Raw genomic sequence first — 15,789 nt, 5'->3', positions numbered from 1 at the left:
ACCAATGGCACCCTGACCGCGCCGCAACATGGGCGCATCGGCCGGGCGCTTATACTGCGCGCCCTCTTCCCATCGAATCTGCACCGACATGGCGCAAACAATGAAGGCGCTGGTCAAGCGCGACGCCGCCAAGGGCATCTGGCTGGAACAGGTGCCGGTGCCGGTCCCCGGCCCCAACGAAGTGCTGATCAAGCTGGAAAAGACCGCGATCTGCGGCACCGACCTGCACATCTATCTGTGGGACGAGTGGAGCCAGCGCACCATCAAGCCCGGCCTGACCATCGGCCACGAATTCGTCGGCCGCATCGCCCAGCTCGGCTCGGCGGTCACCGGCTACGAGGTCGGCCAGCGCGTCTCGGCCGAAGGCCACATCGTCTGCGGCCACTGCCGCAACTGCCGCGGCGGGCGTCCGCATCTGTGTCCGAACACGGTCGGCATCGGCGTCAACGTCAACGGCGCCTTCGCCGAGTACATGGTGATGCCGGCCTCCAACCTGTGGCCGATCCCCGACCAGATCCCGTCCGAGCTGGCCGCGTTCTTCGACCCCTACGGCAACGCCGCGCACTGCGCGCTGGAGTTCGACGTGATCGGCGAGGATGTGCTGATCACCGGCGCCGGTCCGATCGGCATCATCGCCGCGGGCATATGCAAGCACATCGGTGCGCGCAACGTGGTGGTCACCGACGTCAACGACTTCCGCCTGAAGCTGGCCGCCGACATGGGCGCGACCCGCGTGGTCAACGTCGCCAACACCTCGCTCAAGGACGTGATGGCCGACCTGCACATGGAAGGCTTCGACGTGGGCCTGGAGATGAGCGGCAACCCTCGCGCGTTCAACGACATGCTCGACTGCATGTACCACGGCGGCAAGATCGCCATGCTCGGCATCATGCCGCGCGGCGCCGGCTGCGACTGGGACAAGATCATCTTCAAGGGCCTGACCGTGCAGGGCATCTACGGCCGCAAGATGTACGAGACCTGGTACAAGATGACCCAACTGGTGCTGTCCGGCTTCCCGCTGGGCAAGGTCCTCACCCACCAGCTGACCATCGACGAATTCCAGAAGGGCTTCGACCTGATGGAAGAAGGCAAGGCCGGCAAGGTCGTGCTGAGCTGGTAATGCGCGCGCCGCGGCAACGCGGCGGTGCCGGAAAACACGAAGGGCGCCTTGCGGCGCCCTTCGTCGTTACAACGCGGCAATCCGATCAGAACGCGATCGTGCCCGAGACCACCACGCGGTGACCGGCCAGGCGCTCGGTGAAGTTCTCCGGGCCCTTGTTGTCGGTGTCGTAGTAGCCCACGCTCAGCGCCAGCGGGCCGACCATCTTGCCCACGCTGACGTTGTAGTCGGTGTAGTCCTGGTACGCGGTCAGCGCGCTTTCGTAGGTGGTGCGGCCGACGTGCGCGCCGACGCTGAAGCCCTGCGGCAGCGACCAGTTTCCGTCCAGCGCGTAGTAGAAGCTGTCCTTGTCTAGGTTGTACACGTTGTCGGTGTACGCCACGGTCAGGGTGTAGGTCTTGAGGAACTTGGTCTTGGTGATCAGTTCGTTGTAGTTCAACCGGCCGGCGCCCGGATAGCCGTAGCGGTTGACCATCACGTCGAAGTTCCATTCCGGCGAGAAATCGACGTTGTAGCCGACGAAGCCGTCCGTTTCCCAATCCGGATCGCCCGCGCCGAAATCGACGTTGGAGCCCCAGGCGCCCACGTACAGGCCGAACGGCGAGGTGTAGGTGAGGCCGGCCTGGAACGCCGGGCCCTTGTCGGTCTGGGAGACGCCGCGGAACACGTAGTCGCTGACCACGCCGTAGGAGCCGGTGATCGGCGAGGTGGGCGCGTCCTGGGCCAGGACGGTGAGCGGCGAAGCGGCCAGTGCGACGGCCAGGGCGAGAGTGGTCTTGTTCACCGGTCATTCTCCTGCGGTTGACGAGGGATGGGGTTGCAGCGCTGGCGCAGAAGCGCCTTCACGGTTTTTTAACCGCTTTGATCTTGCAGCGCAACAACTTTTCGTCTGCCGCGCGACATGACCGGGCATACAGCCGCCGGTCCGGGTCAGGCGCGGACATCCCCGGTCCGTCGATCGCGGTCACGGGCCGGCCAGACTGGAGGGGCGGCCGGCGCCGTGGTAGTCACGCCGCGACCGAGCGGACAGCCGCCAGGGGCACCGGCACGCAGGCGTGTCAGCGGCCGCTGAAAATGGCGCGATGGCGCCTCAATCCGGCCGGGCGAAGACGCCGTAGCGGCGCGCGCGCAGGTGCAGCGGCTGGCCCGGCGCATAGTCGGATGCGCCCTCGCCCGCCGGCAGTTCCACCTCCACCTCGTCGTGGCCATGCGCCAGTTGCGCACGCAGGCGCAGGCGCGGGCCGCTGCGCTGGATCGACAGCACCGTCGCCGCCCAGCCCTCGCTGCCTGGCGCCAGGTCTTCCGGCCGCACATACAGCTCGACCGGGCCGGTGGACAGCGGGGTCGACGGCGCCGGCAAGGCCAGCCCGCCGACCTGCACCGCCCCGTCGTGCAGGCGCGCCGGCAGCCGGTTCACCGCGCCGACGAAGCCGTACACGAAGGGCGAGGCCGGCTGCTCGTAGACCTGTGCCGGGCTGCCGACCTGCTCGATCCGCCCGCGGTGGAGGATCGCCACGCGGTCGGCCAGCTCCAGCGCCTCTTCCTGGTCGTGGGTGACGAACACCGTGGTCAGGCCGGTGCGTTCGTGCAGTTCGCGCAGCCAGCGCCGCAGGTCGCGGCGGACCTGTGCGTCGAGCGCGCCGAACGGTTCGTCGAGCAGCAGCACGCGCGGCTCGATCGCCAGCGCGCGCGCAAGCGCCACGCGCTGGCGCTGACCGCCGGACAGTTGCGCCGGGTAGCGCCGCTCCAGGTCGTGCAACTGCACCAACGCCAACAGCTCCTGCACCCGCGCGCGGATACGCGCCTCGGTCCAGCGCGCCTCGCGGCGCACACGCAGGCCGAAGGCGACGTTCTCGTACACGCTCATGTGCTTGAACAAGGCGTAGTGCTGGAACACGAAGCCGACCCGGCGCGCCTGCACCGACAGCGCGGTGGCGTCCTCGCCGTGGATCAGCACGCGTCCGCGATCGGCGTGTTCGAGTCCGGCGATCACCCGCAGCAGCGTGGTCTTGCCGGAGCCGGACGGCCCCAGCAACGCCAGCAGTTCGCCCTGGCGGATGTCCAGGCTGATGTCGTCGAGCGCGGCGAAGTCGCCGAAGCGCTTGCCCAGGTGCTGTACGCGGATGCTCATTGCAACCTCAATGTCGGTGAGTGGCGGCCAGCGCCGCGCCGTGGCGCCAGTGCAGCCAGGACTTCACGGCGAGCGTCAGCAGCGCGGTCAGCGCCAGCAGGCTCGCGCAGGCGAACGCGGCGCTGTAGGCGTATTCGTTGTAGAGGATCTCCACATGCAGCGGCAGCGTGTTGGTGCGCCCGCGGATATGCCCGGACACCACCGACACCGCACCGAACTCGCCCATCGCCCGCGCACTGCACAGCAGCACGCCGTACAGCAGGCCCCAGCGGATGTTCGGCAAGGTCACCCGAAGGAAGGTCTGCCAGCCGCTGGCGCCCAGGCTCAGCGCCGCCAGTTCCTCGTCGTCGCCCTGCTGCTCCATCAGCGGCATCAGCTCGCGGGCGATGAACGGAAAAGTGACGAAGGTGGTCGCCAGCACGATGCCCGGCAGCGCGAACACGATCCGCGGCAGGTGCAGCAGGACCTCGCCGAACGGCGGCAGGTGCAGGCGCACGCCCTCGTCGATCAGCGGCCAGGCCCAGCCGTTGCGGCCGAAGATCAGGATGAACAGCAGCCCGGCGACCACCGGCGATACCGAGAACGGCAGATCGATCAGGCTCACCAGCAGGCGCTTGCCGGGGAAGCGATGCTTGCTGACCGCCCAGGCCGCGGCCACGCCGAATACCAGGTTCAACGGCACCACGATCGCCGCCACCAGCAGGGTCAGGCGAATCGCCGCCAGCGCGTCCGGATCGGAGATCGCACGCCAGAACACGCCGGCGCCGCCGCGCAACGCCTCGACGAACACCAGCAGCAAGGGCAGCAGCAGGAACGCCAGCAGGAAGCCGAGCGCGCCGCCGATCAGCAAGCGCCGCACCCAGCGCGGTTCGTCCACCACCGAGGCCTGTGCGTGCACCGGAATGGAGACTGCATCGGCCTGCCCGGGGCCGCGTGCCGCCAGCGCGGCCACCACCGACGCCATCACGCCACCGCCCTGCCGCGCCGCGCGAACCAGGCCTGCGCCGCGTTGACCAGCAACAACGACAGCAGCGACAACAGCAGCATCGCCGCGGCGATCGCGCTGGCGCCGCCGTAGTCGAATTCTTCCAGGCGGATGGTGATGAGCAACGGCGCGATCTCGGTGGCGTTGGGCAGGTTGCCGGCGATGAAGATCACCGAGCCGTACTCGCCGACCCCGCGCGCGAACGCCAGCGCGAACCCGGTCAGCACCGCCGGCCACAGCGTCGGCAGCAGCACCCGGCGCACCGTCTGCCAGCGCCCGGCGCCGAGCGTGGCCGCCGCCTCTTCCAGCTCGCGCTCGGCCTCGGCCAGCACCGGCTGCACGATCCGCACCACGAACGGCAGCCCCACGAACACCAGCGCCACGACGATGCCCAGCGGCGTGTAGGCGACCTTGATCCCGCCTGCGCCGCTGCTGTGCATCAGCCCGGCATAGCCGATCAGCAGGCCACCCACGCCAAGCGCGGCCAGGCTGAGCACCGCGACCGTGCCGAACAGGCGCTGCAGTGCGCGCAGCGGTGCCGGCAGCAGCGCCTGGCTGCGCCGCAGCAGCGCGTAACCGGTGGCCGACAACGCCAGCAACAGTGCCAGCCGCGGCCACCACCAGGCCAGCACCGGCAGGCTGGCCGCCAGCGCCTGCGCCGGCTGCTCCAGCCAACGGCCGATCCAGCCGTTGCTGCCGTACAGCGCGGTCAGGGCGATGCCGGCCACCGCCGTCGGCAGCGCGAACGGCAGGTCGATCATCGCGTCGAACAGGCGCTTGCCGGGAAAGCGATAGCGCACGAACACCCAGGCCACCCAGGTGCCCATCACCGCATTGAACGCGGCCGCGGCCAGCGCGGTGCCGAAGCTCAGGCGCAACGCCGCCAGCACCCGCGGCTCGCTCCACACCCGCCACACGCCTTCCCAACCCAGCCCGCTGGTCTTGAGCAGCACGCCGAGCAAGGGAATCAGCACCACCAGTCCCAGCCAGGTCAGGGTGATGCCCAGACTCAGCCCCAAGCCCGGCATCACCCGGCGCTGGCGCGGTACGCGGGGAACGGCAGCGGCGGTCACGGCCATCGCGTCACTTGCTCGCCTGGATCTGGTCGAACAGGCCGCCGTCGTCGAAGTGCGTGGCCTGCGCCTTGGCCCAGGAGCCGAACGCCTGATCGATGGTCACCAGGCGCACCTTCGGCAGCCGCGCCAGATCGGCGCGATCGGCGTACTCGGGATGGCGCGGCCGGTAATAGTGCTTGGCCGCGATCTTCTGTCCTTCCGGCGAGTACAGGTACTTGAGGTACTCCTCGGCGACCGCGCGGGTGCCGTGCTTGTCCACGTTCTTGTCGACCAGCGCCACCGACGGCTCGGCCAGGATCGACAGCTTCGGCACCACGATCTCGAACTTGTCCTGGCCCAGTTCCTGCTGCGCCAGGAACGCCTCGTTCTCCCAGGCCAGCAGCACGTCGCCGATACCGCGCTGGACGAAGGTGGTGGTGGCGCCGCGCGCACCGGTGTCCAGCACCGGCACGTTGCGGAACAGCGCGCGCATGTAGTTGAGGATGCGTTCGCGATCGCCCTTGAAGATGTGGTCGGCGTAGGCCCAGGCGGCCAGGTAGTTCCAGCGCGCGCCGCCGGAGGTCTTGGGATTGGGGGTGATCACCGACACGCCGCTGCGCAGCAGATCCGGCCAGTCCTTGATGCCCTTGGGATTGCCCTTGCGCACCAGGAACACGATGGTCGAGGTATACGGCGCGCTGTTGTCAGGCAAGCGCGTGGCCCAGTTCGCATCGATCAGCTTGCTTTTGGCGGCGATCGCATCGACGTCGTAGGCCAATGCCAGCGTCACCACGTCCGCCTCGACCCCGTCGATCACCGCGCGCGCCTGCTTGCCGGAGCCGCCGTGCGAGGTCTCCACCGTGACCTGCTCGCCGGGATGCAGTTGCGCCCAGTGCTTGGCGAAGGCGGCGTTGTAGTCCCGGTACAGCTCGCGGGTGGGATCGTAGGAGACGTTGAGCAATTGCGTCTCGGCGGCGGCCGCGGCCCCGGCGAGCGCGCCCAACGCGAGCGCGAGGAGCAGGCGCCAGCGGCGCGACGGAAGGCTGGACATGGACGGTTCTCCGGCAAACCCACAGGTAAACGCCGCGGCCAATGCCCGCCGCGGACCATGACGCATGCTGCGCAGCGGCAGGCGACGGGTGAAATGACTTCCGGGCAGCGGCTCATGCCATTTGCGCATGACGACACCGACGCCTGTGGGCACCGCGGTAAAATCGCCACTTCTTTCCGCCGCGCGTGCCCGTCATGACCGACTCCCGCCTCACCCAGCACTACGCCGAGGAACTGGACGCGATCCGCGCCCAGGGCCTGTTCAAGTCCGAGCGTATCATCGTCGGCCCGCAGGCGGCGGAAATCGTCCTCGCCGACGGCCGCCGCGTGCTCAACTTCTGCGCCAACAACTACCTGGGCCTGGCCGATCATCCCGACCTGATCCAGGCGGCCAAGGACGCGCTGGACACGCACGGCTTCGGCATGGCCTCGGTGCGCTTCATCTGCGGTACCCAGGACCTGCACAAGCAACTGGAAGCGCAGATCGCCGCGTTCTTCGGCACCGAGGACACCATCCTCTACGCCGCCTGCTTCGACGCCAACGGCGGCCTGTTCGAGCCGCTGCTGGGCGAGCACGACGCGATCATCTCCGACGCGCTCAACCACGCCTCGATCATCGACGGGGTGCGCCTGTGCAAGGCCAAGCGCTTCCGCTACGCCAACTGCGACATGGCCGACCTGGAAGCGCAGTTGCAGGCGGCCGACGCCGCCGGCTGCAAGACCAAGCTGATCACCAGCGACGGCGTGTTCTCGATGGACGGCTTCATCGCTCCGCTGGACGAGATCACCGCGCTGGCGAAGAAATACAACGCGCTGGTGCACATCGACGAATGCCATGCCACCGGCTTCCTCGGCGCCAGCGGCCGCGGCTCGGCCGAGGTCAAGGGCGTGCTGGACCGGATCGACATCTTCACCGGCACCCTGGGCAAGGCCATGGGCGGGGCGCTGGGCGGCTTCACCACCGGCCGCCGCGAGGTGATCGAACTGCTACGCCAGCGCTCGCGGCCCTACCTGTTCTCCAATTCGCTGCCGCCGCACGTGGTCGCCGCCGGGAGCAAGGCCTTCGCGATGCTCGACGCCGCCGACGACCTGCGCGCGCGCCTGGTCGAGAACACTGCCTACTTCCGCGAGCGCATGGCCGCCGCCGGGTTCGACATCAAGCCCGGCACCCATCCGATCTGCCCGGTGATGCTGTACGACGCGCCGCTGGCGCAGCGCTTCGCCGAGCGGCTACTGGAAGAAGGGATCTACGCCATCGGCTTCTTCTTCCCGGTGGTGCCCAAGGGCCAGGCACGGATCCGCACCCAGATCAGCGCCGCGCATACCCGCGACCACCTGGACCGGGCGATCGACGCGTTCACCCGCATCGGCCGCGAACTGGGCGTCATCACCGCCTGAGATGCGCGCCGCGCTGCGCCAACGGCTGTTGCTGGCGGCGCAGACCGACGCGCAGGCGGAGTCCGTCCCAGGCGGTTGGCGCAGCCGCTGCCTGCATTGCCGGCGACGCCTGGATCTGCGCGGCGACGGCGAGCCGCTGGGCCACTGCTCGCTCGAACATGTGGTGCCGCAGGCCTGGTTCGGCCGACGCGCCGCCGCGACGCTGTGCGCCCAGGTCGGCGACGATCCCAACGACGCGCGCAATCTCGCGCTGGCCTGCGCCGGCTGCAATCACGCCAAGGGCCGCCACCACGATGCGCGCGGGCCGCAGGACGCGCGCGCCCGCGAGGTGGTCGCCGCCCTGCTCAGCGCGCGGCTGGCGCGCTGGCGTCCGCCGCCGGCGCCAACGCCGTGACTTCGACGGCGCTGAGTTCGCGCCATGCGCCCTTGCCCAGCTCGCCCAGCGCCAGCTCGCCGATCGCCACCCGCACCAGCCGCAGCACGTCCAGGCCCAGTGCGGCGAGCAGGCGCCGGATCTGCCGGTTACGGCCTTCGTCCAGCACCACTTCCAGCCAGGCATGGCGTTCGCCCTGGCGCAGCAGGCGCACCTGCTTGGCCCGCAGCGCTTCGCCCTCGGCAACCACGCCGGCGCACATCCGCGCCAGCAGCGCCGCGTCGGGGATCGCATCCACCTGCACGTGATAGGTCTTGTCCGGACCGCTGACCGGATCGGTGACCCGCGCCGCCCACTGCGGGTCGTTGCTGAACAGCAACAGGCCCTCGCTGGCCTTGTCCAGGCGCCCGACCGGGGCCAGCCACGGCAGGCCGGCGCCATCGAAACAGCGGTAGACGGTGTCGCGGCCGCGTTCGTCCTGCGCGCTGGTGACCAGCCCGCGCGGCTTGTTGAGCATCAGGTACAGGCGCTTGGTATCGGCCAGGGCCGCGCCATCCAGGGCCAGCCGGTGGCGGCCCTGCAGGATCGGAAATTCGGGATCGGTGACGATGCGTCCGTCGACGGCGACGCGGCCGGCGGCGATCCAGCGCGCGGCCTCGGTGCGCGAGCACAGGCCCAGTTTGGACAGGGTGCGGGCCAGGCCGTGCCGTGGCGCGGCCGGCGCGGCGCCGCGCGCAGGCAGGCGCGGACGCGCGGACGCCACCGGGGGAGACGCCGGACGGCGGGAACGCGGCGGCTTCACCCCTCGCACGGCGTCGACGGGCGCGGCCGCGGGCGGCCGCGCACCGGACTTACTGCTTGTTGGGCTCGGCCGGAGCCGGTGCCGGCGCCTCGGCGGCAGCCGGTGCCGGCGCCGGACGCGCCTTGACCACGCGCACGCCGCGCGCCTTCATCCAGGCGTCGAACTCCTCGGCGGTCATGCGCTTGCCGTTCTGGCTCATGTCGAACCGCCAGGGGGTGTTGTCGAACGCGGTGGCCGGCTTGTAGGCAGCCGGATCGTTCGGCTTCACCGCGCCAGGGGTGGCATTGGCCAGGCTCTGGCAACCTTCGGCGCGCAACCGCAGCAGCACGCGGTCCAGCGACTGGTCGCTGCTGTAGGACTGGGTCAGCACGCCGCTGGGCATGCCCAACTGCACGTTGCGGCTGAACAGTTCCGAAGCGACCGGTGCGGCGACCGTCGCCGGCAGCGCCAGCGGCTTGGGCAGCAGATCGCCGGAGCAATCCGGTGCGGCGTGGGCCGCAGGAATCAGGGCAAGCGCGAGCAGGCTGGCCGTCACGATACGCAGCATCGGTTTTTTTCCATTCAGGCGAGTCGACGAGCGAGTGTAGGCAGGCCCCGGCGTGCTTTCAACTGTTACCGGCACTACATGCGCTAAATAATTGGGATTGCTGAAAAAGTTCAGCTTGAACGCGTCGCGAGCACAGGTCGGCGCCCGGTCTCCGCGTAGGAGCGGCTTTAGCCGCGATGGGCATTCCTGAGAACGTCTGTCGCGGCTAAAGCCGCGCCTACGGCGATAAGGCGAGGACAGCGCCACGCATGCCCTCCCCACAAAAACAAAGCCCGGCGCGAGGCCGGGCTTTGCTTGAGACTGGAAGCGTCCGATTAGTTCTGGACGTTCAGCTCGGTACGACGGTTCTTGGCACGGCCTTCCGGATTGTCCGAACCATCCGGGTTGGTGTTCGGGGCAATCGGACGGCTCTCGCCGTAGCCGATCGGACCGACCAGACGCGAAGCGTCCACGCCGTTCTTGGTCAGGTAGTCGTACACGACGCGGGCGCGGCGCTCGGACAGCTTCTGGTTGTAGGCTTCGGTACCCTTCGAGTCGGTGTGACCGGCAACCTCGACGCGCAGGTCGGGGTAACGCTTCAGGATCTCGGTGGCCTCGCCCAGGATCGCCACGGCGTCCGGACGCAGGTTCGCCTTGTTGAAGTCGAAGTTGACGCCCTTCAGGTCGATCGACACCGGCACCGGGCAGCCGTCCGGACCGATGGTCTGGCCAGGCTGGGAGTTCGGGCACTTGTCGTCGCAGTTGTTGACGCCGTCACCGTCGTCGTCCAGATCGGCGCAGCTCGGCGCAGCGGCCGGCGGCGGCGGCGGGGCGACCGGGGCAGCCGGCGGCGGGCCCAGCGGGATCACGACGCCGACCGAAGCCAGCACGTCGCCGAACCAGTTCTGCGACGGAGCGGCAACGCTCTGGTCGTCGAAGTCAGCGCGGTAGGCCACTTCGGCACGCACGGCAACGCGCTTGTCGAAGGTGGTCTGCAGACCGACGCCGGCCTTGGCGGCAAAGTTGCCGTCCTTGCGCTGGCCCGGGGAGACCGGACCGCCGGTGTCGAACTCTTCTTCCGAGCGCTGGTAGCCCAGGCCGAACAGCAGGTACGGGTTCCAGCCGCGGCCTTCCTGGATGAAGTGGCGACGCAGGTCGAACGAGATGCCGTACTGGCTCCAGTTCAGGTCCTGGTTCTTGTCGAAGTTCGGGTTCTGATAGTTCAGCTCACCGTCCAGCGACCAGTTCGGGTTGATGAACTTGCCCAGGCCCAGGGTGACGAAGGGCGCATCGTTGGTGGTGCGGTCCTTGTCCTGGAAGTTGAAACCAGCCGAACCGGTCAGGTACCAGCGGTCGTCGAATTCCTGCGCGGACGCTGCCTGGGCGACGGCCAGACCGCCCAGCAACGCGGCGGTGAGAATTTTCTTGTTCATTAATACAACTCCTTGTTTCGGGGAGATAGAAACCGGTAGAGGCATGGTTCAGTACAGATGTCTCGTCACATCCAGACGGCCGTTTCCGCACGCCATCGCCGCGCACATTATGCGCGGCATAGTGAAGATGGCGTTAACGAGCACGTAACATGTGAAAGTCAACGCCAGCCGCTGCCAGGCCGTGGATACACCCTATACAGCTTGATGAAATCCCGCAATGCGGCAGGCGCATGACCGTTTGCGGTCGTAGACAAGGACCCGCAGGGCGACCCAGGTCTCACCCCGGCCGCGCCCACGGCGGCGGGTCGGCCAACTCGGCCTGCATGAACTCGACGAAGGCCCGCACCCGTGGCGGCACCAGCCGCCGCTGCGGCATCACCGCGTAGATGCCGGTCTCGGTCAGCGGGTAGTCGGCCAGCACCTGGCACAGCCGTCCCTGCCGCAGGTCCTCGGCCACGTGCCATTCCGAATGCAGGGCGATGCCCTGGCCGTTGACCGCGGCATCGCGCAGCACCTCACCGAAGTTGGTCTCCAGCGGCCCGGCCACGCGCACCGCGATCTCGCCGTCGGGTGCCTGCAGCCGCCAGGTGTCCTGGCGGCCGTCGCTGCCGGTCAGCAGCAAACAGGCGTGCGCGGCCAGGTCAGCCGGCGTGGCCGGGGTGCCGTGGCGGCGCAGATAGTCGGGCGAGGCGCAGAGCATGCGTCGATTGCCGGCCAGGCGCCGCGCGACCAGGCTGGAGTCGCGCAGGGTGCCGATGCGGATCGCCAAATCGAAACCTTCGCTGACCAGGTCCACGACGTTGTCGCTCAGGTGCACGCTCAGCCGCACCTGCGGATGCAGGGCCATGAAGCGCGGCAGCACGGGCGAGACATACAGCCGCCCGAACGCGGCCGACATCGTCACCCGCAGGGTACCGGCGGCGCTGGCGCCGGCCTGACGCAGGCCGCCGGCCAGCGATTCCAGGTCCTCGACCAGCGGCCGCCCCTGCTCGGCCAGTTGCAGGCCTTCCGGGGTCGGGTGCAGGCGCCGCGTGGTCCGGTGCAGCAGACGCACGCCGAGCGCGCGTTCCAGCCGCTGCAGCCGCTGGCTGGCGACCGCCACCGACAGGTCCAGGCTGCGCGCGGCGGCGCTGATCGAGCCGAGGTCGAGCACGCGCAGGAACAGAGCGATGTCGCCGATCCGGTCCATTGTGTGGATTCCATTGAAAGTCGTTCAATATTTTTACTGTTTTTGCTGAGAACCTGCAGGCCTAGGCTGCCGTCCTCCCGCCACTCCGGAGCCGCCGCATGGCCGCCTCGCTCGCCCCACCTCCCCATCCGCCCGCTGCCGGGCGCACGCCGATCGCGCTGTTCGCACTGACCGCGGGCGCCTTCGGCATCGGCACCACCGAGTTCGTGATCATGGGCCTGCTGCTGCAGGTCGCCGCCGACCTGCGGGTCAGCGTTCCGGCCGCCGGGCTGCTGATCTCCGGCTATGCGCTGGGCGTGTTCCTCGGCGCGCCGCTGCTGACCGTGGCCAGCCGGCGCTGGCCGCGCAAGCGCGTGCTGCTGACGCTGATGCTGGTGTTCACCGCCGGCAACCTGGCCTGCGCGCTGGCGCCGAGCTACGCGGCGCTGATGGCGGCGCGGGTGGTGACCTCGCTGGCGCACGGTACCTTCTTCGGCGTCGGCGCGGTGGTCGCCACCACCCTGGTCCCGCCGCAGCGCAAGGCCTCGGCGATCTCGACCATGTTCACCGGCCTCACCGTCGCCACCCTGCTCGGGGTGCCGGCCGGCGCCTGGCTGGGGCTGCACTACGGCTGGCGCGCCACGTTCTGGGCGGTGGCGGCGATCGGCGCGCTGGCCACCGTGGTGATCGCCGCGCTGGTGCCGGCCGACCGCGCCGCACCGGCGACCGTGCCGCTGCGCGAGGAACTGCGCGCGGTCGGCGGCGCCCCGGTGCTGCTGGGCCTGGCGACGACGGTGCTGGGCTATGCCGGCGTGTTCGCCGTGTACACCTACGTGCAGCCGCTGCTGACCCAGGTCACCGGGGTGTCCGAGAGTGCGGTGTCGCCGCTGCTGCTGGTATTCGGCGTGGGCATGATCGTCGGCAACGTGCTTGGCGGACGCCTGGCCGACCGCCGCCCGCGGCAGGCGCTGCCGCTGAGCCTGGGCGTGCTGGCGGTGGTGCTGGCGGCGCTGACCCTCGCCCTGCCCTCGCCGCCGGCGATGGCGCTGGGCATCGGTCTGCTGGGCGTGGCCGCGTTCGCCACGGTGGCGCCGCTGCAGGTATGGGTGCTGGGCAAGGCCGGCGAGGCCGGCCGGCACCTGGCCTCAAGCCTGAACATCGGTGCGTTCAACCTGGGCAATGCGCTGGGCGCCTGGCTGGGCGGCCTGGTGCTCGGCCATGGCGGCAACCTGTCGCAACTGCCCTGGGTGGCGGCACTGCTGACCCTGGCCGGGCTGGCGGTGGCGCTGGGCGCGCTGCGGCTGTCGCCGGCCAGCGCCACACCCGCCGCCAATCACGGCGCGGGTTGCGCCGCCGGCGGTGCGGCATGAGCCGGCCGATGGCGACGGCCGCGCTGGCCGCGGCGCTGCTGGGCACGGCGGTCGTTGGGGACGCGGCGCCGCGCGACTGGATCGCGACCTGGCAGGCCAGCCCGCAGCCGCTGTGGAGCGCGGACTTCCCGTTCCCGACGCAGACGCCGTTCCACCTGTGGCGGCAGACCGTGCGCCAGGTGGCGCGGGTCAGCCTGGGCGGCAGCGAGGTGCGGGTGGAACTGAGCAACGCCTATGGCGATGCGCCGCTGCACATCGGCGCCGCGTCGCTGGCGCTGGCCGGCGACGGCGCGGCAATCGTGCCCGGCTCGCAGCGGCCGCTGCGCTTCGGCGGCAGGACCGAGGTGACCGTGCCGCCAGGCGCGCCGGTGCTCAGCGACCCGGTGGCGCTGAGCGTGCCGGACCTGGCCCGGCTCAGCATCAGTCTGTACCTGCCGCAGCCGACCGCGCCGTCCACCTTCCATTGGGAAGGCCTGCAGAGCGCCTGGTTGGCCGAGGGCGAGCGCACCGCCGACGCCAGCCTGGCCGAGGCGAAGGCGCTGCCGGTGCGGCTGTTCGTCAGCGGCGTCCAGGTGCGCCGTGCCGATGCCGTCGGCGCGGTGGTGGCGCTGGGCGATTCGATCACCGACGGCGCCGCCTCGACGCCAGGGCAGGACCGGCGGTGGCCGGATCAGTTGGCCACGCGGCTGGCGGCACAGCGGGTGGCGGTGCTCAACGCCGGCATCTCCGGCGGCCGCGTGCTGCGCGACCGCATGGGCCAGAACGCGCTGGCGCGGCTGGACCGCGACGTGCTTGCGCAGCCCGGCGTGCACACCGTGATCCTGCTGATGGGCATCAACGACATCAGTTGGTACGGCACGCCGTTCGCGCCGAACGATGCGCCAGTGCCGGCCGAGGACCTGATCGCCGGTTACCGGCAATTGCTGCAGCGCGCGCAGGCACGCGGCCTGCGGGTGATCGGCGCCACCCTCACCCCGTTCGAGGGCGCGCTGCCGGACTCGCCGATCCCCGGCTACTACAGCCCGCAGAAGGAGGCCGTGCGCCAGCAGGTCAATGCCTGGCTGCGCGCCGGCAATGGCTTCGACGCGATCCTGGATCTGGATGCGCTGCTGCGCGACCCCGCGCACCCCACGCGGATGCGTGCGGATTTCGACTCGGGCGATCACCTGCATCCCGGCGACGCCGGTTACGCGGCCATCGCCGAGGCCGCTGCGCAGTTGCTCGGCGCCACCGCGCCCGCTTCCACCTCCGCTGCGACCGATGCCGTCGACACCGACGCCGCGGCGCGCTGACGCCTTCTCTCTCCTCACTTCCCCCTTCGCTATCAGGAGTTCTCCATGGAATACCGTTATCTCGGCGCATCCGGCTTCAAGGTTCCCGTGCTCAGTTTCGGCACCGGCACCTTCGCCGGCACCGATCCGTTCTTCGCCACCTGGGGCAATTCGGACGTGGATCAGGCGCGGCGCCTGATCGACATCTGCCTGGAAGCCGGCGTCACCCTGTTCGACAGCGCCGACGTCTACTCCGGCGGCGCTGCCGAATCGGTGCTGGGCGCGGCGATCAAGGGCCGCCGCGACCAGGTGCTGCTCTCGACCAAGGCCGGTTTCCGCTTCGACCGCGAGTCGCCCAACAGCGTCGGTTCCTCGCGCTTCCATTTGATCCGCGCAGTGGAGGCAGCGCTGACCCGCTTGGGCACCGACTATCTCGACCTGTTCCAGTTGCACGGCTTCGACGCGCGCACGCCGGTGGAGGAAACCCTGTCCACGCTCGACGACCTGGTGCGTGCCGGCAAGATCCGCTACCTGGGCGTGTCCAACTTCTCCGGCTGGCACCTGATGAAGTCGCTGGCGGTGGCCGACCGCCACGGCTGGTCGCGCTATGTCGCGCACCAGGCCTATTACTCGCTGATCGGCCGCGACTACGAGGAGGAACTGATGCCGCTAGGCCTGGACCAGGGCGTGGGTGCGCTGGTGTGGAGCCCGCTGGGCTGGGGCCGGTTGACCGGCAAGCTGCGTCGCGGCCAGCCGCTGCCGGATAGCAGCCGCCTGCACGACAAGGCGGTGACCGAGGCCGGCCCGCCGGTGGAGGACGAGCGCCTGTACCGCGTGATCGACGCGCTGGAGGCGATCGCCGCGGAGACCGGCAAAAGCGTGCCGCAGATCGCGCTGAACTGGCTGCTGCAGCGGCCGACGGTCAGCAGCGTGATCATCGGCGCACGGACCGAGGAGCAGTTGCGGCAGAATCTGGGGGCGGTCGGCTGGACCCTCGATGCCGCCCACCTGCAACAACTGGATGCAGCCAGCGCCGCGGTGCCGGCGTATCCGTCCTGGCACCAGCGCGGCTTCGCCGAGCGCAACCCGCGGCCGGTCTGAGCCGCG

15 protein-coding genes are annotated in these 15,789 nt (G+C 69.8%); 6 read left to right on the top strand and 9 right to left on the bottom strand.

The window, feature by feature from the left end; genetic code table 11:
• The first annotated feature begins 88 nt into the window (after positions 1-88).
• On the top strand, positions 89-1,120 hold the full coding sequence (gene tdh / locus AC1PK7_RS04495) for an L-threonine 3-dehydrogenase (protein WP_029561876.1): 1,032 nt from the start codon (positions 89-91) through the stop codon (positions 1,118-1,120).
• Positions 1,121-1,205: 85 nt separating this feature from the next.
• Here the strand turns inward: tdh and AC1PK7_RS04490 are convergent, their stop codons facing one another.
• From AC1PK7_RS04490 to AC1PK7_RS04470, 5 genes are all read right to left on the bottom strand, one after another.
• Positions 1,206-1,904 (bottom strand): TorF family putative porin, encoded by a 699-nt coding sequence (locus AC1PK7_RS04490; RefSeq protein WP_481099990.1) that lies wholly within the window; start codon positions 1,902-1,904, stop codon positions 1,206-1,208.
• A gap of 306 nt (positions 1,905-2,210) precedes the next feature.
• The gene (locus AC1PK7_RS04485) at positions 2,211-3,251 is read right to left on the bottom strand and encodes a sulfate/molybdate ABC transporter ATP-binding protein (protein ID WP_371181074.1); all 1,041 of its coding nucleotides are present in this window, start codon (positions 3,249-3,251) and stop codon (positions 2,211-2,213) included.
• A 7-nt stretch (positions 3,252-3,258) separates the two neighbouring features.
• Positions 3,259-4,215, bottom strand: a complete 957-nt coding sequence (gene cysW / locus AC1PK7_RS04480; protein ID WP_481099989.1) for a sulfate ABC transporter permease subunit CysW — start codon at positions 4,213-4,215, stop codon at positions 3,259-3,261.
• Positions 4,215-5,315: an ABC transporter permease subunit gene (locus AC1PK7_RS04475; protein WP_420009027.1), complete on the bottom strand. Its 1,101-nt coding sequence runs from the start codon at positions 5,313-5,315 to the stop codon at positions 4,215-4,217. The genes cysW and AC1PK7_RS04475 overlap by 1 nt, the downstream gene beginning before the upstream one ends.
• Positions 5,316-5,319: 4 nt before the next feature.
• A complete protein-coding gene (locus tag AC1PK7_RS04470) occupies positions 5,320-6,342 on the bottom strand; it encodes a sulfate ABC transporter substrate-binding protein (protein ID WP_420009026.1) in 1,023 nt (340 codons plus the stop codon).
• A 194-nt stretch (positions 6,343-6,536) separates the two neighbouring features.
• On the opposite strand from AC1PK7_RS04470, the gene kbl reads away from it, so the two are divergent.
• Positions 6,537-7,739 carry a glycine C-acetyltransferase gene (gene kbl, locus AC1PK7_RS04465; protein ID WP_420009025.1) on the top strand — a complete coding sequence of 401 codons (1,203 nt, stop codon included), beginning with the start codon at positions 6,537-6,539 and terminating at the stop codon, positions 7,737-7,739.
• 1 nt (position 7,740) lies between these two features.
• On the top strand, positions 7,741-8,133 hold the full coding sequence (locus AC1PK7_RS04460) for an HNH endonuclease (RefSeq protein WP_481099988.1): 393 nt from the start codon (positions 7,741-7,743) through the stop codon (positions 8,131-8,133).
• Here the strand turns inward: AC1PK7_RS04460 and AC1PK7_RS04455 are convergent.
• The 4 genes from AC1PK7_RS04455 to AC1PK7_RS04440 all read right to left on the bottom strand — a co-directional run bounded on the left by AC1PK7_RS04455 (position 8,084) and on the right by AC1PK7_RS04440 (position 12,062).
• A complete protein-coding gene (locus AC1PK7_RS04455; protein ID WP_481099987.1) occupies positions 8,084-8,914 on the bottom strand; it encodes a pseudouridine synthase in 831 nt (276 codons plus the stop codon). The genes AC1PK7_RS04460 and AC1PK7_RS04455 overlap by 50 nt on opposite strands.
• A 49-nt stretch (positions 8,915-8,963) precedes the next feature.
• Positions 8,964-9,461, bottom strand: a complete 498-nt coding sequence (locus tag AC1PK7_RS04450) for a hypothetical protein (protein WP_481099986.1) — start codon at positions 9,459-9,461, stop codon at positions 8,964-8,966.
• Between the two features lie 314 nt (positions 9,462-9,775).
• Positions 9,776-10,873 (bottom strand): OmpA family protein, encoded by a 1,098-nt coding sequence (locus tag AC1PK7_RS04445; RefSeq protein ID WP_160966123.1) that lies wholly within the window; start codon positions 10,871-10,873, stop codon positions 9,776-9,778.
• 277 nt (positions 10,874-11,150) lie between these two features.
• A complete protein-coding gene (locus tag AC1PK7_RS04440; protein ID WP_420009022.1) occupies positions 11,151-12,062 on the bottom strand; it encodes a LysR family transcriptional regulator in 912 nt (303 codons plus the stop codon).
• A gap of 98 nt (positions 12,063-12,160) precedes the next feature.
• On the opposite strand from AC1PK7_RS04440, the gene AC1PK7_RS04435 reads away from it, so the two are divergent.
• The 3 genes from AC1PK7_RS04435 to AC1PK7_RS04425 are packed head-to-tail and all read left to right on the top strand — an operon-like array spanning position 12,161 to position 15,783.
• A complete protein-coding gene (locus AC1PK7_RS04435; RefSeq protein ID WP_481099985.1) occupies positions 12,161-13,411 on the top strand; it encodes an MFS transporter in 1,251 nt (416 codons plus the stop codon).
• A complete protein-coding gene (locus AC1PK7_RS04430) occupies positions 13,408-14,703 on the top strand; it encodes an SGNH/GDSL hydrolase family protein (protein WP_481099984.1) in 1,296 nt (431 codons plus the stop codon). The genes AC1PK7_RS04435 and AC1PK7_RS04430 overlap by 4 nt, the downstream gene beginning before the upstream one ends.
• Positions 14,704-14,748: 45 nt before the next feature.
• Positions 14,749-15,783 carry an aldo/keto reductase gene (locus AC1PK7_RS04425; RefSeq protein ID WP_481099983.1) on the top strand — a complete coding sequence of 345 codons (1,035 nt, stop codon included), beginning with the start codon at positions 14,749-14,751 and terminating at the stop codon, positions 15,781-15,783.
• The last annotated feature ends 6 nt before the right edge of the window (positions 15,784-15,789 follow it).

It is taken from the genome of Xanthomonas sp. NCPPB 3174 (assembly GCF_056725205.1).
The sequence above is the reverse complement of the archived record's forward strand: the minus strand, read 5'-3'. Positions and strand labels throughout refer to the sequence as shown.

What these genes read in the sequence shown, in the direction of transcription:
- tdh (WP_029561876.1), top strand. Translation starts at nt 89, where the DNA reads ATGGCGCAAACAATGAAGGCGCTGGTCAAGCGCGACGCCGCCAAGGGC.
- AC1PK7_RS04485 (WP_371181074.1), bottom strand. Translation starts at nt 3,251, where the DNA reads ATGAGCATCCGCGTACAGCACCTGGGCAAGCGCTTCGGCGACTTCGCC.
- cysW (WP_481099989.1), bottom strand. Translation starts at nt 4,215, where the DNA reads ATGGCGTCGGTGGTGGCCGCGCTGGCGGCACGCGGCCCCGGGCAGGCC.
- AC1PK7_RS04475 (WP_420009027.1), bottom strand. Translation starts at nt 5,315, where the DNA reads ATGGCCGTGACCGCCGCTGCCGTTCCCCGCGTACCGCGCCAGCGCCGG.
- AC1PK7_RS04470 (WP_420009026.1), bottom strand. Translation starts at nt 6,342, where the DNA reads ATGTCCAGCCTTCCGTCGCGCCGCTGGCGCCTGCTCCTCGCGCTCGCG.
- kbl (WP_420009025.1), top strand. Translation starts at nt 6,537, where the DNA reads ATGACCGACTCCCGCCTCACCCAGCACTACGCCGAGGAACTGGACGCG.
- AC1PK7_RS04460 (WP_481099988.1), top strand. Translation starts at nt 7,741, where the DNA reads ATGCGCGCCGCGCTGCGCCAACGGCTGTTGCTGGCGGCGCAGACCGAC.
- AC1PK7_RS04450 (WP_481099986.1), bottom strand. Translation starts at nt 9,461, where the DNA reads ATGCTGCGTATCGTGACGGCCAGCCTGCTCGCGCTTGCCCTGATTCCT.
- AC1PK7_RS04445 (WP_160966123.1), bottom strand. Translation starts at nt 10,873, where the DNA reads ATGAACAAGAAAATTCTCACCGCCGCGTTGCTGGGCGGTCTGGCCGTC.
- AC1PK7_RS04440 (WP_420009022.1), bottom strand. Translation starts at nt 12,062, where the DNA reads ATGGACCGGATCGGCGACATCGCTCTGTTCCTGCGCGTGCTCGACCTC.
- AC1PK7_RS04435 (WP_481099985.1), top strand. Translation starts at nt 12,161, where the DNA reads ATGGCCGCCTCGCTCGCCCCACCTCCCCATCCGCCCGCTGCCGGGCGC.
- AC1PK7_RS04430 (WP_481099984.1), top strand. Translation starts at nt 13,408, where the DNA reads ATGAGCCGGCCGATGGCGACGGCCGCGCTGGCCGCGGCGCTGCTGGGC.
- AC1PK7_RS04425 (WP_481099983.1), top strand. Translation starts at nt 14,749, where the DNA reads ATGGAATACCGTTATCTCGGCGCATCCGGCTTCAAGGTTCCCGTGCTC.